Source organism: Ochrobactrum sp. C6C9 (assembly GCF_022627935.1).
In the GTDB taxonomy this organism is placed as follows: Bacteria; Pseudomonadota; Alphaproteobacteria; order Rhizobiales; family Rhizobiaceae; genus Brucella; species Brucella teleogrylli.
Map to the genome: position 1 here is coordinate 53,586 of NZ_JABXGB010000012.1, position 25,006 is coordinate 78,591.

Sequence of the window (25,006 nt, forward strand, 5' to 3'; positions counted from 1 at the left end):
AAGGCCCAACCATAGGATCGATCAATGTACACCTTGCGTGACCTTGCTTCGAAGGCTCAGCAACCGGCTGCTCAAAAGCGCGGTGCAGAGACGCTCGAGCAATGGAACCAGGCTTTGGCGCAGAACCATGCGCCGTCATATCCAAGGCCAGCGTCCGTTTCCGATGCACCTGCATCCCGTCCGGTGGAGCAGGAGACGGGGTCTTACGGCGGCGGGCTCATGCTGCCGGAAATCGATCTCTGGGCGGCACTTGAATGGGTGCGCGCCCGCTGGATATGGATCGTCATTCTCGCGCTTGCCGGTGCACTGGCGGGCCTTGCCTATGGCATGACGGCCAAGCCGCGCTATACGGCCTATACGGATATGCTGGTGCCGCCATCCGGCTTGCAGCTTTTGCCCAACGATATCTATGCTCAGAGCCTTCAGGCTGACAGCCAGATTCTCGACATCGAAAGCAAGATGAAAATGCTGGTCTCGGGCAATGTGCTGCGTCGTGTCGTGCAGGATCTCAACCTGCAAAGCGATCCGGAATTCGTACCGCCGCCTGCCAGTTTCGATCTGCGCGCGCTGGTTGGACTTGGCAAACCGAAGGGTGCATCCGACGACAAGCTGACGGCGGTGCGCGCCTTGTCGCAACGCATTGTCGTGAGCCGGCCGGAGCGGTCCTATCTCGTGACCATCGGTGTCTGGACTGATAATCCCGAAAAATCGGTCAAGGTTGCCGATACTCTGGCGCAGTCGTTTCAGGAAGAAGTGGCCGAGGCGGATGCCGATGGCGCAGGTCGCGCTGCTGCGGCCTTGTCGGAACGCCTGACTTCCTTGCAGAAAGCCGCCACCGATGCGGAAGAGAAAGTCGCCGCTTTTCGCCGCGCACATGGTCTTCAAACCACCGGAGGCGAACTGGTTAGCGCGCAGTCCATGGCGCAGATCAACACGAAGCTGGTCGATGCCAAGGCGCGCCAGACCGACGCCAGCACCCGCTATAACGAGCTGACCCGTGATACGGGTAGCCCGGTTGGCCCGGCAAGCACGCTGCAATCGCCGACCATGACCAATCTGCGCAGCCAGTATGCGACGCTGAAGCAGCGTTACGATGCGCTGACCATGACCTATGGCCCGCGCTATCCCGAGCTTATCAACACGCAGCGCCAGCTCGACGGGCTGGAACAGCAGATCGCCAATGAACGCTCGCGCATCCTGCAATCGGCAAAGGTCGATCTCGATCAGGCCAATGCGGTTGTCAATGCGCTCAATGCGCAGGCCGCGACGGCGCGCTCTGCGGTAGCGCTGGACAATGATGCGCAGGTGCAGCTGTCCGATCTCGAACGCGACATGACCGCCAAAGTGTCCATCTACAACACCTTCCTGACGCGCTCGACGGAAACGCATCAGCGCCAGCAACTCGACGCCACCAATATCCGCGTGATCTCAACGGCGATCCCGCCCGTCAGCCGCAGCTGGCCGCCGCGCACCGTGTTGCTCGGTGCAGCCGGTGGTTTCGTGGGGCTCGGTCTCGGCGTGGCGCTGGCGCTTGCGCTGGGTTATCTTGGCGCCTGGCGGAGAAATCGGGAGAGCCGTGTCTGACCTCGCTTCCCATCGGCGTGTGACGGCCCCTGTCCCAGTCAAAGCATCGCCCCGCGACCTGACGACGGTATCGTCATCGCTGGGCGTTGCCCTGTTTCTGATCATGTTTCTGTTCATGTGGGTGGGGATCAGCCCCTATCCGAGTTCCAGTGCTGAACTGGGCACTGCTGCCTCGGCAGGGCAATCGAACCTGCTGAACCAGCTGCTGACGCTGGGACTGACCGCAGGCTTCATCGCTTGCGGCCTGAGCAGTCCCTTGCGCCAGACCATTCTCCAGCCGCGAACGCTTCTGGTAACGCTGTTCATCTGGATGTTCGTGACGGCCCTTGTCTCGGCGCATCCTTCGATCGCAAGCCGCAAGGTGGTGCTGTCGGTATTGATGGCGCTCAATGCCAGCATATTCCTGCTTTTGCCGCGCTCCGCCACCCAGATGGCGCGGCTCCTGCTGATCGGGTCGTTCATCACGCTCGGCTTTGCCTATTTCGGCGTTATCTTCATGCCGAGCCGGGCCATCCATCAGGCAACAAATGTCATCGAGCCGATGCTGGCGGGCGCATGGCGCGGACATTTTCCGCACAAGAACGCTGCTGCTGCTGCATTGGTGCTGCTCAGCTTCTTCGGCCTTTATGGCTGGCAAATGGGGTATCGTAAGGCAGGCGGGCTGGTCGTGGCGCTCTGTGTCTTCTTCCTGCTGCACACGGGCGGCAAGACATCGACGGCCATGCTGCCCTTCATTGCCATCATATCGCTGATCTTCACGCATTGGCGCTGGACACGCATTCCGATCTCGATCGGCGGGGTGGCGGCGTTCAATTTCGTCGCCATTGGAGCTGCGGTTTCCGACCCCATCCGCCAGCTGATCACCAGCATCGGCATTGACGCGACATTTACCAACCGCGCCGATATTTGGCGCATAGCCTTTTCGGCAGTCGCTAAAAAGCCGATATTCGGTTACGGGCTGGACTCTTTCTGGAAAACCCCGGAAATGGTCTATGCCGGGGGAGGCGGGGCGACATGGGCAGTCGCAGCCTTCAACGCGCATAATGCCTATCTGGATATGATGATCAATGCGGGCGTTTTCGGCCTGATCCTGATGCTGATCTGGCTGATGATCCTGCCGCTACGTTATATCAAAGCAGCCGAAGCGACGGGGAACGATCCGGCATTGACGCTTCTTTTCAGCCGTTTGTGGTTGTACGGCCTCTATGCATCCTGCATGGAAAGCACGTTTTTCCAGAATGGCAGCGCGGTCTGGTTTTGTTTGATGATTGCCGTTTTCGGCATGCGCCTTCAGGCGAAGGCGCGACTTGTAAGTTAAGCTTTTTGGGGCAAAGGCTTGGTAAAGACAATGGGACAGGAAAAATTGGGGGAGCAGGACAGATTGGGCTGGGCGCGGGCACGTCTGGACCGGCTGAACAACCGCCTGCATGACGCGCTGAGCCGCAGTTTTCCGTTGCGGCCCTTTCCACTGCCGAAGGACCGGCGGATCATCAGTTTCACATTCGACGATGTTCCCGACAGTGCTGAAAGCGCGGGCGCGAAGATATTGGAACGCCACGGCTTTCACGGCACGTTTTATATTGCCGGTGGTCTGGTAGGCTCCGTCGAAACCCACCGGCGGCTGATCACCGAAGACGGGCTCCGCAGGCTGGCCGAGGCCGGGCACGACATTGGCTGCCATACATACGCACATTGGAATGTGCCTTCGGTCGGCGCGCGCGATCTGGCGGCCGATCTTGACCGCAACCACGCTTATCTGCACGGGTTCGAACCGAACCGGGTCGGGCGGCGCAATTTCGCCTATCCCTATTGCGCCTCGTCGATGCGCTCGCGCGGCCTGTTTGCCGACCGCTTCGCCACCTGCCGCAGTGGCGGCGAGCGCATCAATCGTGATGCGGTTGATCTCGCCTTTCTGGAAGCCGTCGAGATAAGGCAGCCGGAGCAGCATGCGGAGCAATTGACCCGCTGGATCGACGATCTCGTCGCAAATCCCGGCTGGCTGATCTTCTATACGCATGATATCAGCGACAGGCCGACGCCTTTCGGTTGCACGCCGGAAACCTTCGAAGAGCTGGTTTCCCATGCGGCACAAAGCGGCGCGGAAGTTTTGTCGATACGCGATGCGCTGGCTCATATCGGAGCAGAGGAAGGTGCTCCCTGATGAAAGCTGCCGATCCGGATCACCGCCTGCTGGCAATCAATAATTATTTTTACCGTCGCGGCGGGGCCGAAGCGGTTTTTCTCGACCATATCAAGCTCTTTTCCGAGATTGGATGGGAGACGGCTCCCTTTGCCATGCAGCATCCGGACAATTTCGCCTCCGACTGGTCGTCCTATTTCGTGTCGGAAATCGAATATGGGCGCGAGAGCGGCCTTCTCACCAAAGTCGCGCAGGCAGGCAAGATCATCTATTCATGGGAAGCGCGCGACCGCATCAAGGCGCTGATCGAGCGCTTTCGCCCGAACGTCGCCCATGCGCATAATGTTTATCATCACCTGTCGCCGTCGATCTTTCCGGTGCTGAAAGCGGCGGGTATTCCGACCGTCATGACCGCGCATGATCTGAAGCTCGCCTGCCCGGCCTATAAGATGCTGTCGCATAACCAGATTTGCGAGCGCTGCAAGGGCGGGCGCATCTACAATGTCGCAGTCCATAAATGCATCAAGGATTCGACGGCGTTGAGCGGGTTGGTTCTGGTCGAAACGGCGATCCATCGCACGCTCGGCCTTTATCGCAACACGCTCGATCGCATCGTGGTACCGAGCCGCTTCTATATTTCGAAGCTGATCGAATGGGGCTGGCCGGAGGAAAAGCTGGTCTATATCCCGAATTTCGCGCAGACCGATAATCTCGAACCCTTCGAGCATGAGAGCGACTATTTCGCCTATGTGGGCCGTCTGGCCCCGGAAAAGGGCATTGGTACGCTGATCCGCGCAGCTGCAATTGCCGGCCAGAAACTGGTGATTGCAGGCACCGGCCCGGAAGAGCAAAGTTTGCGGGCGCTGGCGGCTGAAACCGGCGGCGATATTACCTTTGCGGGTTATGTCTCGGGCGAGCGGCTGCACCGGCTCATTGGCGAGGCCAAGGCGCTGATCCTGCCGTCGGAATGGTATGAAAATGCGCCGATCAGTATTCTGGAGGCCTATGCGCTTGGCGTGCCGGTGATTGGCGCCGACATTGGCGGTATTCCCGAAATGATCGTGCCGGGCGAGACCGGCATGGTGGCCAGAACCGGCGATGCTGAAGACCTTGCCCGCGTCATGAGCGAAGCCGCCAGTCTGCCCCCGCAGGCCCGGCGCAGGATGGGCCGTCTTGGCCGCACCTGGGCCGGTCGGGAGTTCTCGCCGGAGGCTTATCGGAACCGGACACTGGAACTTTACGCGGAACTGGGAGCGCTTTGATGGAACAAAGGGCTAAAAAGCGACGTGTCATGATGCTCGGCCTGCGCGGCGTTCCCAATGTGCAGGGCGGCGTGGAGCGACATGTCGAAGAATTGGCCCGTCTTTACATCGCCAAGGGTTGGGATGTCGAAGTGGTGGGCCGCAGCCCCTATCTCCCCAACAAACAGCCCTATGTCTGGGAAGGCGTGAAAGTCACGCCGATCTGGGCGCCAACGTCGATGAAGTTCGAAGCCATCGTGCATACCCTTCTGGGCGTGCTGCGCGCGGGTTTCACACGGCCCGACATTTTGCACATCCACGCTATCGGCCCGGCACTAGTGACGCCGCTTGCGCGTCTGCTCGGTTTGCGGACGGTCGTGACCCATCACGGCTTCGATTATAACCGTCAAAAATGGGGCCGCCTGGCGCGCACGACATTGAAGCTTGGCGAAAAATGGGGAATGCGCTTTGCAAACGCCCGCATCGCCGTCTCCAACGATATCGCGAAAACGGTCGGGCAACGCTATAACGTTCCCGTCACCTTCATCCCGAATGGCGTGACCCTGCGCGAGCCGAGCCGTGATCCAAGCTGGCTGGAAAAGCATGGGCTAGTTCCGAGCCGCTATATTGCGCTGGTCGCGCGCATCGTACCGGAAAAGCGCCAGCTCGATCTGATCGAGGCATTCGCCAAGCTCTCCGATCCATCGCTGAAACTCGCCTTGATCGGCTCGGCGGAATATACGGCCGCCTATGCGGGAGAGGTGCGCACCCGTGCCGAGGCCGTGCCAGGCGTCGTCCTGACCGGGGCATTGCAGGGGGAGGAACTCTCCGCGCTTTTCAGTCAGGCTGGGCTATTCGTGCTGCCGTCGAGCCATGAAGGTATGCCTATCGCGCTTCTGGAGGCGATGGGCTACGGGCTCAATGTGCTGGCCAGCGACATCACGGCCAATCTGGAAGTCGGACTGCCAGACGACGACTATTTCCCGCTCGGCGATATCGATGCGTTGAAAACCGCGCTACGCCGCAAGAGCGACAACCCGCTGACGGCAGAACAGTCGCAGCAACTCATCGACTGGATCGCCCGCGATTACAGCTGGGACGGCATCGCGGATCGCACGCTGAGGGTCTATGAGGAGGGGAATAGGGGAGTAAGTGAGTAGGTGAGTAGGTGAGTAGGGGAATAAGGGAATAAGGCAGTAGGGCAGTAGGGCAGTAGGGCAGTATGTGAAGGAATAGGGTGGCAGGCAAAGAAAAAGGGAGCTGCCGACGATATCGTCAAGCATACTCCCTTATTCCCTTACTCACCTATTCCCTTAGATCAGCGTGCCCGGCGTCGTTCTGCCGTCGGCTGGAAAGCCAGGCGGGAGTGGTAGCTGCAATAAGGGCTGGATTCACCCGATTCACTGCCGCAGAAGTGGAAATCTTCGTTCAGCGGGTCGCCGATCGGCCACTTGCAGGTACGCTCGGAGAGCTGCAACAAAGTGAGGCGACGCGAAATCGGCACCACCACATTCGAAGCCGGCTTGACGACGGTTTCCGTCACCACTTCGGCTGCATATTCCATCTGCAATGCCGTTGCGCCTACCATCTTGGTGACCGTTGCGGTGCGCATCGTCGTCGTATGGGCCGTATGCGTGCTGCCGCCCGCATGCTGCGTTACAGGACGCGGTGCTGCTGCAACCGTATTGACTTTCTTGCTGCGCGGAGCAGCGGTCGTCGTCTTACCGCGACCCGAAAGCTTCAGACGGTGCACTTTGCCGATCACTGCATTGCGGCTCACACCGCCAAGCTGTGCTGCGATCTGGCTTGCGCTCAAGCCTTCGCTCCACAGTTTCTTCAGTAGTTCAACGCGTTCGTCTGTCCAGTTCATCGCCCTGGGCTCCAATCATTTTCGTTATCCGGAATCCACCAGTGTTCCCGGATTGCTCCAGGCGCAAACACCATATCTATCCGGGTGACTAGGTCCGCCGCACGAAATGTAGCTTTTTTCTTTAAAGAGAAACTACAATACCGGATGACTCCATGACAAGGGATAGCCCTGTCAGGCAGATTCCATTTTTAAGGTTTTCCCCAACTTGGGTGGCAAAGACGGTTTTTCTTTGGTCCCGTGGTGCATTTTTGAACACCTTTGAGAGAGAAGCCGCTGCACGCGCCGCGCCGTGGAAACTGGGCTCTATATATAGGCGGGATGTCGGTAGCGCTAGCCCGCTTCCGGAAATGTTGGCGACAAGTCCGGCATGCGCGCTGAAAAAGTGCGGGCAACGCCCGTACAACGGGCAAAAAATGCATCAACTCATGCGTAAAGAAGCGCGATAATCGAGCCTTAGTTTGATTGACATTTTTTTCGCGAGCGCCAATATACACCCAGAATAATTATGCCGCCCGGTGGGCGGCTTTTTATTTCGGCAGGTTCGTCATGCGAAGGGCGCATGATCGACGTGCCAAAATCCTGTGATAACTGGCCGGAGAGAGGGCCGGAATATCGCTCAAAATGGCAAGGCTGACAGTCCGCTTTCTGCGGATATGCAGCATTAGAAAGGCTTATGGAGGCCTGATTGCAATGACCGACGCTACGACCGTGCAACCGCTTTACGACACCTATAATCGTGCGGCTCTGCGCTTCGAGCGAGGTGAGGGCATCTGGCTGATCACCGAAACCGGCGAGCGCTATCTCGATTTTGCGGCTGGCATTGCGGTGAACTCCCTTGGCCATTCCCATCCGCATCTGGTCGAAGCCCTAAAAAATCAGGCAGACAAGCTGTGGCACCTGTCCAATCTTTATGAAGTTCCCGGACAGGAAAAGCTCGGCCAGCGTCTGGTCGACAACACATTCGCCGACAAGGTCTTCTTCACCAATTCCGGTGCTGAAGCGCTGGAATGCGCGATCAAGACCGCCCGTCGCTATCATTTCGCCAACGGTCATCCGGAGCGTTTCCGGATTGTCACCTTTGAAGGCGCGTTCCATGGCCGCACGCTTGCGACCATCGCTGCCGGTGGCCAGGCCAAGTATCTCGAAGGTTTCGGCCCGAAGGTCGAAGGCTTCGATCAGGTGCCGTTCGGCGACGAGGTGGCCCTTCGCGCCGCCATCACTGATGAAACCGCCGCTGTCCTGCTTGAGCCCATTCAGGGCGAGGGCGGTCTGCGTGGCTTCCCGGAAGAATTCATGCGCCTTATCCGTCAGATCTGCGACGAAAAGGGCCTGCTCCTGATCCTCGATGAAGTGCAGACCGGCGTTGGTCGTACCGGCAAGCTTTTCGCCCATGAGTGGTCGGGCATCACGCCGGATATCATGGCGGTTGCCAAGGGCATCGGCGGTGGTTTCCCGGTTGGCGCCTGCCTTGCAACGGCTGAAGCCGCCAAGGGCATGGTTGCCGGTGTGCATGGCACCACCTATGGCGGCAATCCGCTGGCCATGGCGGTCGGCAATGCCGTGCTGGACGTCATTCTGGAAGAGGGTTTTCTGGAAAATGTTCAGGCCACCGCGCTTGTCATGAAGCAGGGCCTTGCGTCGATCATCGACCGGTTCCCGAATGTGGTGTCCGAGGTGCGCGGTCGCGGCCTTTTGATGGGCATCAAATGCGTTGTGCCGAACACCACGCTCATTCAGGCGCTGCGCGACGAGCATTTCCTCAGCGTCGGCGCTGGCGACAATGTCGTGCGTCTGCTGCCGCCATTGGTCACGACGCCGGAAGAAGCCCGTGAAGCGCTGAACCGCATCGAAACAGCCGTGGAACGGCTTTCTGTCGTAAATCCGATCAGCAAGACGGCGTAATCATGGCTCAGGATAACGGTATCAAGCACTTTCTCGACCTGTCTTCTGTTTCAGGAAGCGAATTGCGTTCCATCCTCGAAGACGCCAAGGCGCGCAAGGCGCGGCTGAAGGCGGGCGAGATTGAAAAGCCCTATGCCGGCAAGGTGCTGGCGATGATTTTCGAAAAGCCATCGACCCGCACGCGCGTGTCGTTCGATGTCGGCATGCGCCAGCTCGGCGGCGAAACGCTGATGCTCACCGGCTCGGAAATGCAGCTCGGTCGCAGCGAGACTATCGCTGATACGGCAAAGGTCCTGTCGCGCTATGTGGATGCGATCATGATCCGCACCACATCGCATGACCGCATGCTCGAATTGGCCGAATATGCCACCGTTCCGGTCATCAACGCTTTGACCGACGACACCCACCCTTGTCAGATTATGGCCGACGTACTTACATATGAGGAACATCGCGGCTCGATCAAAGGCAAGACCTTTGCCTGGATGGGGGACGGCAACAACGTCCTGCATTCGCTTGTGGAAGCCGCGGCGCGGTTTGACTTCAACGTCAATATCGCGACGCCGGAAGGCAGCGAGCCAAACCAGCACTTCATTGACTGGGCCAGGGCAAACGGTGCGGACATCATGTCCACGACAGACCCGGAAAAAGCGGCAAGCGGTGCGGATTGCATCGTGACCGACACCTGGGTTTCGATGGGACAGGAGGACCGTGCCCGTGGACATAATGTGTTCATGCCCTATCAGGTCAATGCGCGGCTGATGGCGAAAGCCGACCCGAAGGCGCTCTTCATGCATTGCCTGCCCGCACATCGCGGGGAGGAAGTGACCAACGAAGTGATCGACGGGCCGCAATCGGTCGTGTTCGACGAAGCCGAAAACAGGCTCCACGCCCAGAAGGCCATTCTGGCCTGGTGCCTGCAAGGCGCGTGATTGGAGTTTTCTGTGGCTGAGAATACCAGCAACGATTATATCGAAGCCGAAAACGGCCATTCGGGTCCCAAGCTCGATCTGGGTGATTTCGGCTTTGCAGGCGACGACGCCGTCGTGCCTTTCCAGGTGGAAGGGCTCGATGTGCGCGGTCGCGCGGTTCAGCTTGGCACGAGCATCGACGCCATCCTGAAACGCCACGAATATCCGGAAGAAGTGGCCCGCCTGCTGGCGGAGGCGACGGTTCTGACCGTTCTGCTCGGCACTTCGCTCAAATTCGAAGGCAAGTTCATCTTCCAGACCCAGTCCGACGGTCCGGTGGACATGCTGGTGGTGGATTTCAGCACACCCAATGCGGTGCGCGGCTATGCGCGTTTCGATGAGGATCGCCTGAAGGACGCCATCGCCACAGGCAAGACGCAGCCTGAAGAGCTGCTCGGTCGCGGCACATTGGCCTTCACGGTGGATCAGGGCGCCTATATGCAGCGCTATCAGGGTATTGTGGCGCTGGACGGCTCGACGCTGGAGGAAATTGCCACGACCTATTTCCGTCAGTCTGAACAGATCCCGACCGATCTGAAGCTGAGCGTCGCCAAGCTGGTCGAACGGGGTGCCGATGGCAAGCCGGTCGAGCAATGGCGCGCAGGCGGTCTGATCATCCAGTTCCTGCCGGAATCGGAATTGCGCGCGCGTGTTCCCGATCTGCCGGGCGGCGACGGTGACGAGGAAGAAGCCGTGTTTCATCCGGTGGATGATGCCTGGGATGAGGCGCGGTCACTGCTCGGCACCATCGAAAGCTCGGAACTGACCGATCCGCAGGTCGGCTCGGAACGCCTGCTGTATCGCCTGTTCCACGAGCGCGGCGTGCGCGTCTTCAACGCCATCAAGGTGGCGGATATATGCTCCTGCTCGCGGGAGAAAATCCAGGGCGTCCTGTCGGGCTTCTCGGCAGAGGAAATTCAGGACAGCATCGAAAACGGCAAGATTTCGGTGTCCTGCGAATTCTGCTCGACGCATTACGAGTTTGATCCGGCGCAGTTCGCCAAGTAATCAAAAAAGGCGGTTCAGAAGAACCGCCTTTTTTGTTTCCTGCTCTAATTCAGCGTGCGGCGCTGTTCCGGCACATCCAGCGAGAAAGCCGGAATATCCACTTCGAATGTATTGCCCGTCGGGTTCTGCATCTGATAGCGCCCGACCATGACGCCGGATGATGTGGTCAGCGGACAGCCGGATGAATATTGGAACGAGTCGCCCGGATCGAGCACCGGCTGTTCGCCGACGACACCGGCCCCGCGCACTTCCTCGACGCGGCCATTGGCATCGGTAATCTGCCAGTAGCGCGAGCGCAGCTGCACCGTGTCGGAGGAATTATTGGCAATGGTGATGCGGTAGCCCCAGACATAGCGGTTGTCTTCGGGAGCCGACTCGTCTTCCAGATAAAACGGCTCAACCGTTATTTCGATCCCCTGCGTCACCGCCCTGTACATCGCATCCGCCTTTGTCATGTGCCTGTTGCCCACCTATCGCCAAAGTTGCGTTGGAGGTCAACGTGGCGCGGCAATCTCGACAGGGCCAAAGCGGGCGGTTTTCTGCAATCGGATCGTTCTTGTGGTGGATTGCAGCGAAAAGGTCACATTTTTTAAGACGAAACACCGTCTTTTGCATGATCCGGAGATGCTTCGGCACAAGAAAATGCAGAAAATAAACGGATGACCCGGCCTGACGGAATCAGGCCGGATCATCCTTTTCTTTATTTAGCGAACGGCTGCCTTCAGCGCCTCTTCGACGTCTTCCAGAAGATCGTCGGTATCTTCAAGGCCAACCGAAATGCGCAGCACGCCATCGGAAATGCCAAGCTCGGCCTTGGCCTCATCGCTCAGGTTCTTGTGCGTCGTGGTGGCCGGATGGGTGATCAGGCTCTTGGCGTCGCCCAGATTGTTGGAGATGCTGAACACCTGCAACGCATTTTCGAATTTGAACGCGGCTTCCTTGCCGCCTTCCAGTTCGAGCGCGATCAGGGTCGAACCGCCAGTCATCTGCTTGGCGATCACATCTGCCTGCGGATGGTCGGCGCGGCCCGGATAAAGGACGCGCTTGACGCCCGGCTTGCCTGCGAGAACATCGGCAACGGCAGCCGCCGACTGCGTCATCTGGCGCACGCGCACGGACAGCGTTTCCAGACCCTTCAGCATAATCCAGGCATTGAACGGGCTCATGCCGGGGCCGGTATGGCGATAATAGTCCTGAAGCTCGGTTTCGACCCATTCGCGGTCGGACAGCACGATGCCGCCAAGGCAGCGGCCCTGACCGTCAATATGCTTGGTGGTCGAATAGACGACGATATGCGCGCCAAGCTCCAGCGGCTTCTGGTAAAGCGGGGTCGCAAAGACATTGTCCACGATCAGCTTCGCGCCTGCTTCATTGGCCACTTCGGCCACGGCGGCGATATCGATGATTTCGAGCGTAGGGTTCGACGGGCTTTCGAGGAACATCACCTTGGTGTTCGGACGAACAGCGGCTTTCCAGTTGGCGATGTCCGAGCCGTCGATGATCGAGATTTCCACACCATAGCGCGGCAGCAGGGTCTCGACGATATAGCGACACGAGCCGAACACGGCGCGCGCGGAAATCACATGATCACCCGCCTTGACCTGACACAGAATGGCAGCGGCGACGGCAGCCATGCCGGAAGCCGTGGCACGGCCTTCCTCGGCGCCTTCCAGCGCGCACATGCGCTTTTCGAACATGTCCGTGGTGGGGTTGGCGTATCGCGAATAGATGAAACCCGGATTTTCGCCCTTGAAACGCGCTTCGGCGGCTTCGGCATCGGGATAAAGGAAACCCTGCGTGAGGAACATCGCTTCCGACATTTCGGCGAAACCGGAGCGGAGCGAACCGGCGTGCACGAGCTGCGTTGCGGGGCGGAACTTGCGGGTAGTCTCAGTCGTCATTTTTCCAACCTGTCAAAAGCTGGTCGGCCGGGACGCCCAAAAGCGTTTAGTGGCATCTCGGCGGCCAATAAAAAACCGGCCCAAAAGGCCGGTAACGAACCGCGGCCCTTTTTAGCGAATTCTTTAACGTGGCTGCAAGCCGGCCGGCCAAATCACCACGGAACACATTTTCCATATGCCTGTTGCGCAAGGTCGTCAATGCCACGATAGCGAGTTTTGAGGAAAAGCCTGCCTCGTTGGCTCACGATTGGGTTCGATTCCTGCGGAAAACCCCGTTTCTCCGGGCGTGAAGGGTTGGCATTGGGCCTTCGAGTGGTCAAAGGTCTTTTGAAGAATTGCTCAGACTATGGAGTACGAGGTCGATGGCGCTAAGAGATGCGGGAATTCTGGCGGATGCGGATATCGCTGCGCTGTTCGAAAGCGGTTTGCTGGCTTCGCCGCGCCCGCTGGATACCGACCAGATTCAGCCTGCGAGCCTCGATCTCCGCCTTGGCGCAAAGGCCTATCGCGTTCGCGCCTCCTTCATGCCGGGTCCCGGCACACCGGTTATAGATAAGCTCGAACGGCTCAAGCTGCACGAGATCGACCTGACCGCAGGCGCGGTTCTCGAAACCGGCTGCGTCTATATCGTGCCGCTCTTGGAAAGCCTTGCGCTGTCGCCCGAACTGTCGGCATCCGCCAATCCGAAAAGCTCGACTGGCCGTCTCGACATCTTCACCCGCGTGATTGCCGATGGCGCGCAGGAATTCGACAAGGTGCCTGCCGGTTACAACGGCCCGCTTTATCTGGAAGTCAGCCCGCGCACATTCCCCATTGTTGCGCGCACCGGCTCGCGCCTGTCGCAGATCCGTTTCCGCAAGGGCCGCGCCCAGCTCGATGAGGCGGAACTCGCCGCGCTGCATAATTCCGAGACGCTGGTGGCCGCTGAAATGCCGAACATCTCCGGCGGCGGCATTGCGCTTTCCGTCGATCTTTCCGGCGGCCCGGACAAGTTGATCGGCTATCGCGGCAAACATCACACGGGCGTTGTCGATGTGGACAAGCGCGCCGCCAATGATGTGCTCGATTTCTGGGAGCCTATCTATGATCGCGGCGCACGCGAACTCGTGCTTGACCCGGATGAATTCTATATCCTCGTCTCGCGAGAAGCCGTGCATGTGCCGCCGCTCTACGCCGCAGAGATGACGCCGTTCGATCCGCTGGTCGGTGAGTTCCGCGTTCACTATGCGGGCTTCTTCGATCCGGGCTTTGGTCACAGTGCGGCTGGCGGCACGGGCAGCCGCGCGGTTCTCGAAGTGCGCAGCCATGAAGTGCCCTTCATTCTGGAACATGGCCAGATCGTCGGACGCCTTGTCTATGAGCATATGCTGCACCGTCCGAAGGCGCTTTACGGCACCGATCTCGGCTCCAATTATCAGGCGCAGCAGTTGAAGCTTTCCAAGCATTTTCGTTGACTGTATGAGCCTGCTCCGCGCAGATAGATGAAGTGCGGAGGAAAGCGACGAACGTGGCCAACGGAACAGGACCGGAAACAAGCCGAAAACAGGATGCCCCGGCGGATGCGTCGCCGCGCAGGCTGTCGGTTGGCATTGTCGCGCTGCCGGGTTTTACGCTGACGGCGCTCAGCCTGTTTCTCGATCCCTTCCGCCTCGCTGCCGATGATCGTGACAAGAGCCGCCAGATCCGCTGCGCCTGGAAAATCTGCACGCTGTCGGGCGATCCGGTTGCGTCCAGTTCCGGCATGGTGATCGAGCCGACAGCTCCCATCGGCGAACTCGACGAATGCGATTATGTGGCGGTCGTTGGTGGGGTGCTTGCCCAGTATCGTCCGCGCCAGCAGGCATTGATCGATCTCATCAAGCGCGCCGACAAACGCGGCAAGACCGTGGTGGGGCTTTGCACCGCCGCTTTCCTGCTTGCCGAGGGCAGCTTGCTCGAAGACCGCAATTGCTGTGTGAACTGGTTCCACCGCGACGATTTTCTCGATCTGTTCGACGGCTATACCGCCGATACGACCAGCCTGTTTCACCGCAGCGGGCGGCACTATACCTGCGCGGGTGGATTGGGTGCAGCGTCGCTGGCGCTTTCCATCATCCAGAACGAAATTTCCGAGGAACTGGCGCGTAAAAGCGCATCGATCCTCATGATCCCTTACGAGCTGGTACGCTCCGAACAGCCAGCGCTTAGTTTCAATGGCGTGCGCTCGCCGATGATCCGCAAGGCCATCCGCATTTTCGAGGAAACGCTGGAAGACCCGGTGCCCATGATCGATGTGGCGCGCAGGCTCGGCATTTCGGTGCGGCAGATGGAGCGCGGCTTCCGGCTGGCGCTGGAACGCACAGCCTTCGAAGTGCGCGAAGAACTGCGCGTCAAGAAGGCAAAGGAACTGCTGGCCGAGACCGGATTATCGCTTCTGGAAGTGGCCGTCGCGAGTGGCTTTACCGATACGCGCAGCATGAACCGGTCCTTCTCGCGCCAGAAGCAGAAGGCTCCACGCGATTATCGTAAGCAAAGATAGATGCAGACGCTCAAAACTTGCGGATGTCATCATCTCCGCTTATGTCTTGCGCGATGAATCTGTCAGCATGGCGGAAAATTGAGACGCAGGAGATTTGCATGTCTGATGGTGTAAACCGTTTTCTTGGCGATACGCCTGCACGCATCATCGTCAAGCTGGTGCTGATTTCGCTGGTGGTTGGCGTGGTCATGAGCGCGTTCCACTGGACGCCCTACGATATTCTCTGGGGCATTCGCGATTTCTTCCTGCGCCTGTGGAATATGGGCTTCTCCGCCGTCGCCCGTTTCGCGGATTATCTCATTTTGGGCGCAGCCGTTGTCATCCCTGCCTTTATTTTGCTCCGTATCCTCAGCTATCGCAAATAGCAGATATTGGAAGCAGGGTTATACATTCGGACGATGCAGCAAAAACAAGGATTTATGCTTTCCCGGCGCGGCTTTCTGGTTCTCGCCGGGGGCGCGGTTTCGCTCTCCGTCTTGCCGTTCGGCGCAGCGGATGCAGCGACGAATGTGGTGAGCGCGGGTGATCCCACCGCGCTGTTCAACACCATCCGCAAGGCAAACGGCCTCTCGCTCATGGCGACCGATTCCAAGCTGGAACAGGCCGCGCTTTTTCAGGCGAAGCGCATGGCAAGCTATGGCAAGATCGGCCACAGCGTCGGCTGGGGCAATGGTTTTGTCGCGCGGTTGCGTCAGGCGGGCATTCGCGGTCCTGCGGCTGAAAATGTCGCCTCCGGCCAGCCCAATACCGAAGCCGTGTTCGACGCCTGGATGAAGTCGCCCGGCCATCGCAAAAACATGCTCGATCCCACCTTCAGCCATTATGGCCTGGCCTGGGCCACGCCGGAAAACAAACCCAATCGCATCTATTGGGCAATGATGCTGGGCCTCTGATCTCTAGAACTCCTGACATAAAGCTGTCAGGGGCTGCGACAATCTATGGGCCGAATTCTCTGTAGTTTCGAGCGATTCCAGAGTAGACGTTCTCGAATTACAGGTGTGAATTCGGGGATAGTGGTTATGGATCAGTCGCAGCGCGTTGGAAGCGTTACGAGGCCGTTCGATGTGACGCATCGCATGGTCATGCTGATCGCCATTCCCATGACGCTTGCCGCCATCACGACGCCGCTGCTGGGGCTCGTCGATATGGGCGTGGTCGGGCAGATGGGCAAGGCCGAACTGATCGGCGGGCTGGCCATCGGCGCGCTGGTGTTCGATTTCCTGCTGTCCATGTTCAATTTCCTGCGCTCCGGCACTACTGGTCTGGTGGCGCAGGCCATGGGTGCTGAAGATGCCGTCGAAGAACAGGCAATCTTCTGGCGCGCCATCATTATTGCGGTGATCGCGGGCGGCTTGATGATCCTCTGCCTGCCGCTCATTCTGGCCGCGGCCTCCAGCTTCATGCATCCGACAAGCGCGACACAGGAGGCCATGGCGACCTATGTGTCGATCCGTATGCTGGCCGCGCCGGTGGCGCTCATCAATTATTCGGTGCTGGGGCTGGTTCTCGGACGCGGACAGGGCCTGCTTGGCCTCGGCCTTCAGGTTCTGCTCAACGGCATCAATATCGTGCTCTGCATTATCCTCGGTCTGGAACTCGGCTGGGGCGTGACAGGCGTTGCCTGGGCCACGGTCACCGGCGAAACCGTCGCGGCGATTGTCGGCCTCTTTCTGGTGGTCCGGCATTTCCGCAAGGACGCGACCAAGCGCCCGAGCCGCCAGCGCATTTTCCAGAAGGAAGGCATTCTGCGCATGTTCGCGGTCAATCGCGATATCATGATCCGTTCCTTCCTGCTTCTGACCGCTTTCGCCTTCTTCACACGTGCGGGTTCCGATCTCGGGCCGGTGACGCTCGCAGCCAATGCCGTGCTGATGAATTTCTTCCTCGTGGCGGGCTTTTTCCTCGACGGCATGGCCGCCGCCGCTGAACAGATCGTCGGGCGGTCGATCGGTGCGCGCTACAGCCCGGCCTTTGTGCGCGGCACTAAGCTCACCTTTGTGTGGGGTCTGGTGATGGCCAGCATCATCGCCTTCGCGCTTTTGGTTTTCGGAGATCCAATCATCAGCCTCTTGTCCAAGGCTGAGGATGTGCACGCCGAGGCGCTCAAATATCTGCCATGGGCAGCACTCACCGGTATCACCGGGCTGCTCGCCTTTCATATGGACGGTGTCTATATCGGGGCTACATGGTCGCGCGACATGCGCAACATGATGTTCCTGTCGCTGGCCTTCTTTATGGCCGTGCTTTACGCGGCAAAGCCCGCGATGGGCAATCACGGGCTTTGGCTGGCGCTTAATCTGTTTCTGTCGATACGTGGCATCACGCTTCTGGCGATGCTGCCACGCCGCTATCGGCTGGAATTCACGAAATAATCACGCAGGCAACGGACGCGCTGCCCAGTCTTTTGTGTCGCGGTCGCGCAGTTCGGCAATATTGGCAACGCCTTCGCGTTTAACCGCTGCCGAAAGCCCGCGCAGAATGTCGCTTGGCAGACCGGGGCCGCGATAGATGAGGCCCGTATAAAGCTGTACCAGATCAGCCCCAGCCTTGATCTTGGTCAGGGCGGTTTCGGCGCTATCGATACCACCAACGCCGATCAGCGGCATGTCAGGCCCCACACGCTCGCGCATGCGGGCAAGAACCACGGTGGACCGTTCGAACAGCGGTGCGCCGGAAAGCCCGCCGGTTTCGTCGCGGTTTTCAGCACTTTTCAGCCCGGTACGCGACAGGGTGGTATTGGAAACGATGATGCCGTCCAGTTTCTGCTCGGTGGCCTCGGCGGCAATGTCGTCCAGTTCCTCATCGGCCAGATCAGGCGCGATCTTGAGGAACACCGGACGCTTCAGCGTGCACATGCTGCCTTCCTCGTTGCGCGCTTCCAGCACACGGCTCAAAAGCTCGCGCAGACTGTCGCGCGCCTGGAGATTGCGCAGGCCCGGCGTGTTGGGCGAGGAAATATTGACGGTGAAATAGCGCGCCAGCTGGTAGAAGCGGCGAATGCCCGCCACGTAATCGGCGATGCGATCTTCCGCATCCTTGTTGGCACCGATATTGACGCCGACAATGCCGCTCTTGCCTGCGCGCTGCGACAGGCGCTTGAAAGCCGCCTCGTGGCCTTCATTATTGAAGCCAAGGCGATTGATGACGGCCCTGTCATCCACAATACGGAAAATGCGCGGACGCGGATTGCCGCTTTGCGAGCGCGGCGTGATGGTGCCGATTTCGGTGAAGCCGAAGCCGAGCTTCAAAAGCGCATCCGGCACTTCGGCATTCTTGTCATAGCCAGCGGCCATGCCGAGCGGATTGGGAAACTGCAATCCCGCAACCTTGACCGACAAAGCGGGGTCGCTCGGTGCGCTGCAGCTTACGAGGCCGGTTTTCAGCCCGGCAATGGACAGGCCATGCGCCTGTTCTGCGTCGAAAGAGAAGAGGGCGCGTCGGCCGAGAGTTTCAAAAAGTCCGCTCATTCGTCTTTCAGCTCCGGGAAAATATGAAGTCCATTGTCGTCGAGCAGCAAGGGCTCGACAGCCACGACCGCATCAAGCGGCAGGTCCGCATAGAGATGAGGGAAAAGCGCACCACCGCGCGAGGCCTCATATTTAAGGTCTTCACCAAGACGGGTCGCGTCCACGCTCACAAGAACCAAGTTGTTCTGGTTCGCGAAATGCTTCGCAGCGGTTTCGCGCACCTGTGTTGCAGTAGAGAAATGGATATAGCCATCGGCAATATCAACCGGTGCGCCGGAAAAGCTTCCCGCCTTTTCCGCTTGCTCCCAGAGTTCGCGCGGGGCGATCTTGTAGATGATCTTGGTCATGGCTGTCCTCTAGACCGAAATTGTCAGAAAATCAAAGACCGTGATGTTCGATTTTCGTCGCAAAGCTCCCATATGATGACAGGAAGCCAAAGGGAGATCGGATTATGTCGAACAAAAACACCTTTTTCGCCGCACGTCCCGTCATGCGCGGTCTGGCGGCGGTGGCTCTGGTCGCACCGGTTCTGGCTGCATCCGGGGCGGTGGCGCAGGAAAATGGCCGCTATCGTCTGGAACAGACTGAAACCGGCTATGTGCGCCTTGATAGCAAGACCGGCGCGATTTCGGTTTGCACCGAACAGTCGCAGGGCCAGATGATCTGCAAGATGGCCACGGAAGACCGCGAGGCTTATGAGAATGATCTGGCGGATTTGCAGGGCCGCGTGAAGGTGCTGGAAGACCGGCTGGCGGCCATCGATCAGAAGGGCGGCGGCAATACCGCTTCGGGCCTGCCGAGCGAACAGGAGTTCGAACAATCCATGAGCTATATGGAACGCTTCATGCGCCGCTTCATGGACATTGCCAAGAGCTTCGACAGCGAGCCGGAAAAGCCCGCCGAGACGACACCAACACCGCCCGGCGGACGGACGTGATCGCTCATGGATAATAAAAAAGGCGCCAAATGGCGCCTTTTCTGTTTCTGTCGTTACGCCGCGTAGCGCTTGGTCGCTTCGATCAGCTCATGAACGATGCCCGGCTCGGTCACGGCGTGGCCGCTATCCTCGACGATCTTGAGGTCGGCTTCCGGCCACAGCTTCTTCAGCTGCCATGCATTGATGAAGGGCGTGCAGATGTCGTAGCGGCCATGCACGATGACGCCCGGAATATGCCGGATGCGTTCGACATTGCGCAAAAGCTGGTCGTCGGAATCGAGGAAGCCGCGATTCTGGAAATAGTGGCACTCGATGCGCGCAAAGGCGATTGCATATTCATCCGCTCCGAAGGCATCAACGCGGGATGGGTCCGGCAGAAGCGAAATGATTGAGCCTTCCCAGCGCGCCCAGCGACGGGCGGCTTCCAGCTGAACTTTCGGATCGCGGTCCGTCAGGCGCTTGTAATAGGCGGCAATCATATCGCCGCGCTCGGCTTCGGGAATATGCTCCTGAAAGGCTTCGAAGTGATCTGGAAAAATGATGCTGGCACCGTTGGTATATGTCCAGTCGATTTCGAACCGGCGCAGCATGAAGATGCCACGCAGCACCATTTCCGACACGCGTTCCGGGTGCGTTTCAGCATAAGCGAGGCCGAGCGTCGAACCCCAGGAGCCACCGAAAATCTGCCATTTGTCGATGCCGAGATGGGCGCGGATATGCTCCATATCGGCGACCAGATCCCAGGTGGTGTTTTCACGCAATTCGGCGTGCGGCGTGGACCGACCGCAACCGCGCTGGTCGAACAGGATGATGCGATAACGCTCCGGATCGTGCAGGCGACGCATGGCTGGCGTGATGCCACCGCCGGGGCCGCCATGAATCATGATCACCGGCTTGCCGTCCGGGTTGCCGCACTGCTCGACATGGATGCGATGCAGCGGGGACACCTGCAGCATCTCTTCCTTGAAGGGTTCAATCTCGGGATAAAGCATATTGCGCGTCATGAAAGGCCTTCTGGTTCCCACCCTCTGCTTCACGTGCCTGGCGGGGCCTGTGTTTCAATTTCCGGCGCAACCCTACCACAGAATGCGGCCAGATGGCGGCAATGAGAAATGCGAAAACACGTTAGCAACGTGATTTTTGGTTGCTCCGCATAAAAATAGGCATAAAAACTTGTTTGGTAGCATTGGATGCACCGCACGGGGAGGAACCACTTGAAATTGGCGCGCGAGGCACATGCACTTTATCATCGCTGACGATCACCCGCTTTTTCGCGGCGCATTGAGACAGGTTCTGTCGGGACAATCCGAAAACGTCGAGATTGTCGAAGTTGGCGATTTCGATGCCGTCAGGAAACTGGTTGCCGAACGCGACGATATCGACCTTCTGCTGCTCGATCTGACCATGCCCGGTGGTGCAGGCCTGTCAGGGCTGGTTGCGCTGAAGGCGCTCCAACCGGCTTTGCCGGTGGTGATCGTATCGGCCACGGATGACGCCGCCACCATCCATCATGCGGTGGAGCTTGGCGCATCGGGCTTCATCTCCAAATCTGCCAGCATGGAAACCATCGGCGAGGCGGTTCGCGCCGTGCTTGCAGGCGATATCTGGACGCCGGAAGGCATCGATCTCGATCACCCGAAGGATCCGGAAATCGAGGGGCTGATTGCGCGCCTGCGCACGCTCACACCGCAGCAGACCCGCGTGCTGACCATGCTCGCCGAGGGTCTTCTCAACAAGCAGATCGCGTATGAGCTGAGCGTGTCGGAAGCGACCGTCAAGGCGCATGTCTCGGCCGTGTTGCAGAAGCTTGGCGTCGATAGCCGCACTCAGGCTGTCATCTTGCTGTCGCGCATCGGCAGTGACGTTATCAGCACATGATATGATTATTGCGCAGCCGTCTGTGACGGGCTGCCGTCCTGTCGCGCATGATAAAAATGCGACAGCAATGAGCGCAACGCCGCCGGGCGAAGCGGCTTGTTCAACAAGGTGATGTTTTCATCCTCGGCGCGCTGGCGCACTTCCTTGGAACGGTCGGCGGTCAGCAAGATGGCGGGTATTTCCGTCTCGAAATGCTCCCGCGTGAAGCCGATCATGTCGATGCCGTTTTCATGGATCAAATGATAATCGGCGACGATGACATCCGGCGCGGTGCTGCGATTGGCGCAAAAGGCTTTCAGCGCCGCGCCGTTGCGCAGCGTGGTCACGTTGCAGCCCCAGCCCGAAAGAAGCGTTTCCATGCCGGACAGAATGTCGGCATCATTGTCGATGCACAGCACATCGAGGCCTGTCAGTTCCAGCGCGCGCGCATGGCCACGACGGCTTCTGGTTTCCTCTACCGGCACCGGCTCGTTTGAAACCGGAATGCGCAGGGTGAATGTTGTGCCCTTGCCCTGCACCGAGCGCACCGACAGCGGAAATTCCAGCAGCCGGGCGATGCGGTCGACGATGGACAGGCCAAGTCCCAGCCCTTCCGCCTCGCGCATACCTTCATCAAGGCGGGTGAATTCGCGGAAGACGAGCTTCAGCTTGTGCTGCGCAATGCCGATGCCGGTGTCCAGCACCTGCAATTCGACAAAAGCGCCCCGCCGCCGGACGCCAAGCAGCATGCCGCCGCTGCGGCTATATTTGATCGAATTGGAAACGAGATTCTGGATCAGGCGGCGCAGCATGTTGCGGTCGGTTTTCACCACGATGCTCGACGGCACCACGCGCAGTTTCAGCGCCTTCTTGCGCGCCAGCGGCGTGAAATCCGTGGCGATCTGGCTCAGCAACCTGTCCAGCCGGAACACCGAGACTTCCGGTTTCAGCGCGCCTGTGTCGAGGCGCGAAATATCCAGCACCATGCCCAGAATGGCTTCCACCGCCTCCAGCGAGGAATCGATGTTGCGGGCAAATTCGCTGGTTTCCGAACGCCCAAGTTTCTCCGACAGCGCGGTGGAATAGAGGCGCGCGGCGTTGAGCGGTTGCAGAATGTCGTGGCCCGCGGCGGCGAGAAAGCGCGTCTTGCCGAGATTGGCCTCTTCGGCAGCGGCCTGCGCCCGCGCCAGTTCCTTGTTCACATGGGTCAGTTCCGCCGTGCGGTCGGCCACGCGCTGTTCCAGCATTTCGGCGGCCTTCTGGCGCATCAGATCGGCTTCGACGGCGGCGGTGATGTCGGTATAGGTCGCGACGATACCGCCATCCGGCATCGGATTGGACTGGATTTCCAGCGTCTTGGCCGTCGATTTCATCTTCAGGCGCGCGGGCTTGCGGCTGGCCGTCAGCGAATGGATGATGCTGTTGCGCGCATTGAAGGCGATGTCTTCGCGGCGGATCAGATGCTCGACGATTTCCGAGACCGGGATACCGACCTGCATCACCTCGTCAGGCAGGTTGAGCAGGGTGCGGAACTGGCGGTTCCAGAAGGCCAGCCGAAAATCCTTGTCGAAAACCGTAATGCCCTGTTCCATCTGGTCGAGCGCGATCTGCAACAGGTCGCGATTTTGTTGCAGGGCGGCGGAAGCGTCATCGAGAAGCTGGCGCGCATCACGCCCTGAAGCATCGTTGCGTTGCAGAAGCAGCGACAGAACGAGCCGTGCCGAAGCGGTGCCAACCGCCGTGCCAAGCAATTGTTCGGCATGGCGGATCAGGGGCGTGTCAACGGTCATGCCCGGATCGAGCCTGCGCTGTTCATGCCCTTCGAACCGCAGGAAGGCGCGCTCGACACGTTCGGAGCCGAGATAGCGCGCCATGGTGGCTTTCAGTTCCGCCACGGTGACGGTGGTGCGGAACCGTCGGAGCGTCGGCGTCGCGATGAAATAGCGCGGCAGGAAGATGCTGGCCTGAATGCGCTCCAGCGGCGTCGAGGCGCGCGAGAGCGAACCCAGAATATAGAACAGCGTGTTGGCGGTGAGGCTCCAGATCACGCCATTGGTCAGCGGCAGCGCATCGGTGCCAAACAGCGCTTCCGGGCGCAACGCGGTGAAACCCAGAAAGCCGTCGCGCAAAATGGCGGCATCTTCCGGCGCCATGGTGGGCAGCAACAGCGTATAGGCCCATACGAGAAAGCCCGCCGACAGCCCCATCATTGCGCCGCGCCCATTGGCATTGCGCCAGAACAAACCGCCGATAAAGGCCGGAACGAATTGCGCAATCGCCGCAAACGATACGAAGCCGATAGAGGCAAGGTGAATATTGTTGGACGTGAAGCGATAATAGGCGAAGGCGAGCGCCAGAATGGCGATGATCGTCACACGCCTTGTATTGAGAATGACCTTTGTCAGGTCGGGCTGTTCAGCCGGGTGACGCTTGGCCATGCTGCGGATGAAAAGCGGCAGCACGAGATGGTTGGAAATCATGATCGACAGCGCCACGCAGGCGACGATCACCATCGCCGTTGCAGCGGACAGACCGCCAAGGAAGGCGATGAGCGCCATCCAGTGCGCTTCGGCGGCAAGCGGCAGCGCCAGCACGTAAAGATCGCCACTGACCGTGGTGCCAAGCGTCATCACGCCGATCAGGGCAATCGGAAACACGAAGATATTGATCAGCACCAAATAGACCGGGAACAGCCAGGATGCGGTGCGCAATTCCTTTTCGCTGCGGCTTTCGACGACCGTAACGTGGAACTGGCGCGGCAGCATGATGATGGCCGCAGCACTCAAGGCGGTTTGTATGATCCAGGTGCCGATGGAGGTCTGGTAGTGGAAGGCTTTCAGCGCATCGGTGGACTGGGAAATCTGGTCGATGAGCTGCGAGGGCGAGCCGAACAGGAAGAACGTGCAGGCGAGCCCCACGGTGAGAAATGCGCAAAGTTTGATGACGGATTCCACCGCAATGGCGAGGATCAACCCGTTCTGGTGTTCGGTCGCATCGGTGTGGCGCGTGCCAAACAGGATCGCGAAGACGGCGAGCACAGCGGCAACCGCCAGCGAAATATCGCCGAAGATGAAGGCAGGCGGCGCGACGGCGCGGCCATAATGGTCCATCACCAGCCCGACGCTGCCCGCAACTGCTTTCAGCTGCAAGGCGATATAGGGGATCGACCCTACGGCGGCGATACAGGTGGCGAGAGATGCCACGCCAAAACTTTTGCCATACCGCGCCGCCAGAAAATCGGCGATGGAGGTGATGCGCTCCGCCTTGGCCAGCCGCACGATATGGCGCAGTAGCCGGTTGCCGAGCGTGAACACCAGGATCGGCCCGATATAGATTCCGAGAAATTCCAGCCCGCGCTGTGCGGACAGGCCGACAGAGCCGAAGAAGGTCCAGGACGTACAATAGACCGCAAGGCTCAGCGCATAGACATAGGGACGCGGCGCACTGTTCCAGCGTGAGGCTCTGCGGTCGCCGATACTGGCAACAGCAAAAAGCAGCAGCAGGTACAGGAAGGCAGCGCCGATGATTCCCCAGCCTTGCATAGGCGGCTTTATTCCTCTTCAGTTTATCCAAGTCTGTCTGACGCAAGCACTTTCATGTCCTGCGTGCAAGA

General features: G+C 59.3%; 22 protein-coding genes and 1 riboswitch. Of the genes, 15 read left to right on the plus strand and 7 right to left on the minus strand.

The features are described from left to right. Positions 1-24 precede the first annotated feature (24 nt). The 5 genes from HWD97_RS11605 to HWD97_RS11625 are packed head-to-tail and all read left to right on the plus strand — an operon-like array spanning position 25 to position 6,125. Entirely contained in the window at positions 25-1,584 is a 1,560-nt protein-coding gene (locus HWD97_RS11605; RefSeq protein WP_371835033.1) for a GumC family protein, read from the plus strand. Continuing rightward, complete coding sequence (locus tag HWD97_RS11610) at positions 1,577-2,902, plus strand: O-antigen ligase family protein (protein WP_371835034.1); 1,326 nt, start codon at positions 1,577-1,579, stop codon at positions 2,900-2,902. The genes HWD97_RS11605 and HWD97_RS11610 overlap by 8 nt, the downstream gene beginning before the upstream one ends. Before the next feature lie 30 nt (positions 2,903-2,932). Then, positions 2,933-3,745, plus strand: coding sequence for a polysaccharide deacetylase family protein (locus HWD97_RS11615; RefSeq protein WP_371835035.1), 813 nt, complete (start codon positions 2,933-2,935; stop codon positions 3,743-3,745). Continuing rightward, positions 3,745-4,986 carry a glycosyltransferase family 4 protein gene (locus HWD97_RS11620; protein ID WP_121537236.1) on the plus strand — a complete coding sequence of 414 codons (1,242 nt, stop codon included), beginning with the start codon at positions 3,745-3,747 and terminating at the stop codon, positions 4,984-4,986. The genes HWD97_RS11615 and HWD97_RS11620 overlap by 1 nt, the downstream gene beginning before the upstream one ends. Further along, complete coding sequence (locus HWD97_RS11625; protein WP_121537238.1) at positions 4,986-6,125, plus strand: glycosyltransferase family 4 protein; 1,140 nt, start codon at positions 4,986-4,988, stop codon at positions 6,123-6,125. The genes HWD97_RS11620 and HWD97_RS11625 overlap by 1 nt, the downstream gene beginning before the upstream one ends. 158 nt (positions 6,126-6,283) lie before the next feature. Here HWD97_RS11625 and HWD97_RS11630 read toward each other — a convergent pair whose 3' ends face one another. After that, complete coding sequence (locus tag HWD97_RS11630) at positions 6,284-6,835, minus strand: GcrA family cell cycle regulator (RefSeq protein WP_371835036.1); 552 nt, start codon at positions 6,833-6,835, stop codon at positions 6,284-6,286. A 690-nt stretch (positions 6,836-7,525) separates the two neighbouring features. Between HWD97_RS11630 and HWD97_RS11635 the strand changes: the two genes are divergently transcribed. Genes HWD97_RS11635 through HWD97_RS11645 form a run of 3 tightly spaced genes read left to right on the plus strand, consistent with a single transcriptional unit; the run spans position 7,526 to position 10,713 of the window. Continuing rightward, on the plus strand, positions 7,526-8,737 hold the full coding sequence (locus tag HWD97_RS11635; protein WP_140024381.1) for an aspartate aminotransferase family protein: 1,212 nt from the start codon (positions 7,526-7,528) through the stop codon (positions 8,735-8,737). A gap of 2 nt (positions 8,738-8,739) precedes the next feature. Next, on the plus strand, positions 8,740-9,666 hold the full coding sequence (gene argF / locus HWD97_RS11640) for an ornithine carbamoyltransferase (RefSeq protein ID WP_109368345.1): 927 nt from the start codon (positions 8,740-8,742) through the stop codon (positions 9,664-9,666). A gap of 12 nt (positions 9,667-9,678) precedes the next feature. Further along, a complete protein-coding gene (locus HWD97_RS11645; RefSeq protein ID WP_109370165.1) occupies positions 9,679-10,713 on the plus strand; it encodes an Hsp33 family molecular chaperone in 1,035 nt (344 codons plus the stop codon). A gap of 44 nt (positions 10,714-10,757) precedes the next feature. On the opposite strand, the gene apaG is transcribed toward HWD97_RS11645, so the two are convergent. Further along, on the minus strand, positions 10,758-11,150 hold the full coding sequence (apaG, locus tag HWD97_RS11650) for a Co2+/Mg2+ efflux protein ApaG (RefSeq protein WP_109370166.1): 393 nt from the start codon (positions 11,148-11,150) through the stop codon (positions 10,758-10,760). A 267-nt stretch (positions 11,151-11,417) separates the two neighbouring features. Next, positions 11,418-12,614: an O-succinylhomoserine sulfhydrylase gene (locus HWD97_RS11655; RefSeq protein ID WP_109368346.1), complete on the minus strand. Its 1,197-nt coding sequence runs from the start codon at positions 12,612-12,614 to the stop codon at positions 11,418-11,420. A gap of 89 nt (positions 12,615-12,703) precedes the next feature. Continuing rightward, positions 12,704-12,783, minus strand: a riboswitch (SAM riboswitch). Between the two features lie 193 nt (positions 12,784-12,976). On the opposite strand from HWD97_RS11655, the gene HWD97_RS11660 reads away from it, so the two are divergent. The 5 genes from HWD97_RS11660 (at position 12,977) to HWD97_RS11680 (ending at position 17,504) form a co-directional block, all read left to right on the plus strand. Then, positions 12,977-14,068 carry a 2'-deoxycytidine 5'-triphosphate deaminase gene (locus tag HWD97_RS11660; RefSeq protein ID WP_121537244.1) on the plus strand — a complete coding sequence of 364 codons (1,092 nt, stop codon included), beginning with the start codon at positions 12,977-12,979 and terminating at the stop codon, positions 14,066-14,068. A gap of 53 nt (positions 14,069-14,121) precedes the next feature. Further along, complete coding sequence (locus tag HWD97_RS11665) at positions 14,122-15,132, plus strand: GlxA family transcriptional regulator (protein WP_109368348.1); 1,011 nt, start codon at positions 14,122-14,124, stop codon at positions 15,130-15,132. 98 nt (positions 15,133-15,230) lie between these two features. Then, positions 15,231-15,497 (plus strand): DUF6460 domain-containing protein, encoded by a 267-nt coding sequence (locus tag HWD97_RS11670; RefSeq protein WP_078338112.1) that lies wholly within the window; start codon positions 15,231-15,233, stop codon positions 15,495-15,497. Between the two features lie 33 nt (positions 15,498-15,530). Continuing rightward, positions 15,531-16,025, plus strand: coding sequence for a CAP domain-containing protein (locus HWD97_RS11675; protein ID WP_109368349.1), 495 nt, complete (start codon positions 15,531-15,533; stop codon positions 16,023-16,025). Between the two features lie 126 nt (positions 16,026-16,151). Further along, the gene (locus tag HWD97_RS11680) at positions 16,152-17,504 is read left to right on the plus strand and encodes an MATE family efflux transporter (RefSeq protein ID WP_121537246.1); all 1,353 of its coding nucleotides are present in this window, start codon (positions 16,152-16,154) and stop codon (positions 17,502-17,504) included. On the opposite strand, the gene HWD97_RS11685 is transcribed toward HWD97_RS11680, so the two are convergent. Together HWD97_RS11685 and HWD97_RS11690 are read right to left on the minus strand one after the other, a co-directional pair. Beyond that, positions 17,505-18,599, minus strand: coding sequence for a quinone-dependent dihydroorotate dehydrogenase (locus HWD97_RS11685; RefSeq protein ID WP_371835037.1), 1,095 nt, complete (start codon positions 18,597-18,599; stop codon positions 17,505-17,507). After that, positions 18,596-18,946: a DUF952 domain-containing protein gene (locus HWD97_RS11690; protein ID WP_121537250.1), complete on the minus strand. Its 351-nt coding sequence runs from the start codon at positions 18,944-18,946 to the stop codon at positions 18,596-18,598. Before HWD97_RS11690 ends, HWD97_RS11685 begins: the two co-directional genes overlap by 4 nt. 104 nt (positions 18,947-19,050) lie before the next feature. Here HWD97_RS11690 and HWD97_RS11695 point away from each other — a divergent pair, with 104 nt between their 5' ends. Next, positions 19,051-19,536: a hypothetical protein gene (locus HWD97_RS11695; protein ID WP_109368353.1), complete on the plus strand. Its 486-nt coding sequence runs from the start codon at positions 19,051-19,053 to the stop codon at positions 19,534-19,536. Between the two features lie 53 nt (positions 19,537-19,589). Here the strand turns inward: HWD97_RS11695 and pip are convergent, their stop codons facing one another. Further along, positions 19,590-20,540, minus strand: a complete 951-nt coding sequence (gene pip / locus HWD97_RS11700; RefSeq protein WP_109368354.1) for a prolyl aminopeptidase — start codon at positions 20,538-20,540, stop codon at positions 19,590-19,592. A gap of 232 nt (positions 20,541-20,772) precedes the next feature. Between pip and HWD97_RS11705 the strand changes: the two genes are divergently transcribed. Continuing rightward, positions 20,773-21,414, plus strand: coding sequence for a response regulator transcription factor (locus HWD97_RS11705; protein ID WP_109368355.1), 642 nt, complete (start codon positions 20,773-20,775; stop codon positions 21,412-21,414). 5 nt (positions 21,415-21,419) lie between these two features. Here the strand turns inward: HWD97_RS11705 and HWD97_RS11710 are convergent, their stop codons facing one another. Then, positions 21,420-24,935 carry a PAS domain-containing hybrid sensor histidine kinase/response regulator gene (locus HWD97_RS11710; protein WP_121537252.1) on the minus strand — a complete coding sequence of 1,172 codons (3,516 nt, stop codon included), beginning with the start codon at positions 24,933-24,935 and terminating at the stop codon, positions 21,420-21,422. Positions 24,936-25,006: the final 71 nt, after the last annotated feature.

Coding starts and splice junctions, on each gene's coding strand:
- HWD97_RS11625 (WP_121537238.1), top strand. CDS start 4,986: ATGGAACAAAGGGCTAAAAAGCGACGTGTCATGATGCTCGGCCTGCGC.
- HWD97_RS11705 (WP_109368355.1), top strand. CDS start 20,773: ATGCACTTTATCATCGCTGACGATCACCCGCTTTTTCGCGGCGCATTG.
- HWD97_RS11620 (WP_121537236.1), top strand. CDS start 3,745: ATGAAAGCTGCCGATCCGGATCACCGCCTGCTGGCAATCAATAATTAT.
- HWD97_RS11680 (WP_121537246.1), top strand. CDS start 16,152: ATGGATCAGTCGCAGCGCGTTGGAAGCGTTACGAGGCCGTTCGATGTG.
- pip (WP_109368354.1), bottom strand. CDS start 20,540: ATGACGCGCAATATGCTTTATCCCGAGATTGAACCCTTCAAGGAAGAG.
- HWD97_RS11605 (WP_371835033.1), top strand. CDS start 25: ATGTACACCTTGCGTGACCTTGCTTCGAAGGCTCAGCAACCGGCTGCT.
- HWD97_RS11615 (WP_371835035.1), top strand. CDS start 2,933: ATGGGACAGGAAAAATTGGGGGAGCAGGACAGATTGGGCTGGGCGCGG.
- HWD97_RS11690 (WP_121537250.1), bottom strand. CDS start 18,946: ATGACCAAGATCATCTACAAGATCGCCCCGCGCGAACTCTGGGAGCAA.
- HWD97_RS11685 (WP_371835037.1), bottom strand. CDS start 18,599: ATGAGCGGACTTTTTGAAACTCTCGGCCGACGCGCCCTCTTCTCTTTC.
- HWD97_RS11670 (WP_078338112.1), top strand. CDS start 15,231: ATGTCTGATGGTGTAAACCGTTTTCTTGGCGATACGCCTGCACGCATC.
- HWD97_RS11675 (WP_109368349.1), top strand. CDS start 15,531: ATGCAGCAAAAACAAGGATTTATGCTTTCCCGGCGCGGCTTTCTGGTT.
- HWD97_RS11635 (WP_140024381.1), top strand. CDS start 7,526: ATGACCGACGCTACGACCGTGCAACCGCTTTACGACACCTATAATCGT.
- HWD97_RS11655 (WP_109368346.1), bottom strand. CDS start 12,614: ATGACGACTGAGACTACCCGCAAGTTCCGCCCCGCAACGCAGCTCGTG.
- HWD97_RS11710 (WP_121537252.1), bottom strand. CDS start 24,935: ATGCAAGGCTGGGGAATCATCGGCGCTGCCTTCCTGTACCTGCTGCTG.
- HWD97_RS11630 (WP_371835036.1), bottom strand. CDS start 6,835: ATGAACTGGACAGACGAACGCGTTGAACTACTGAAGAAACTGTGGAGC.
- argF (WP_109368345.1), top strand. CDS start 8,740: ATGGCTCAGGATAACGGTATCAAGCACTTTCTCGACCTGTCTTCTGTT.
- HWD97_RS11695 (WP_109368353.1), top strand. CDS start 19,051: ATGTCGAACAAAAACACCTTTTTCGCCGCACGTCCCGTCATGCGCGGT.
- apaG (WP_109370166.1), bottom strand. CDS start 11,150: ATGTACAGGGCGGTGACGCAGGGGATCGAAATAACGGTTGAGCCGTTT.
- HWD97_RS11660 (WP_121537244.1), top strand. CDS start 12,977: ATGGCGCTAAGAGATGCGGGAATTCTGGCGGATGCGGATATCGCTGCG.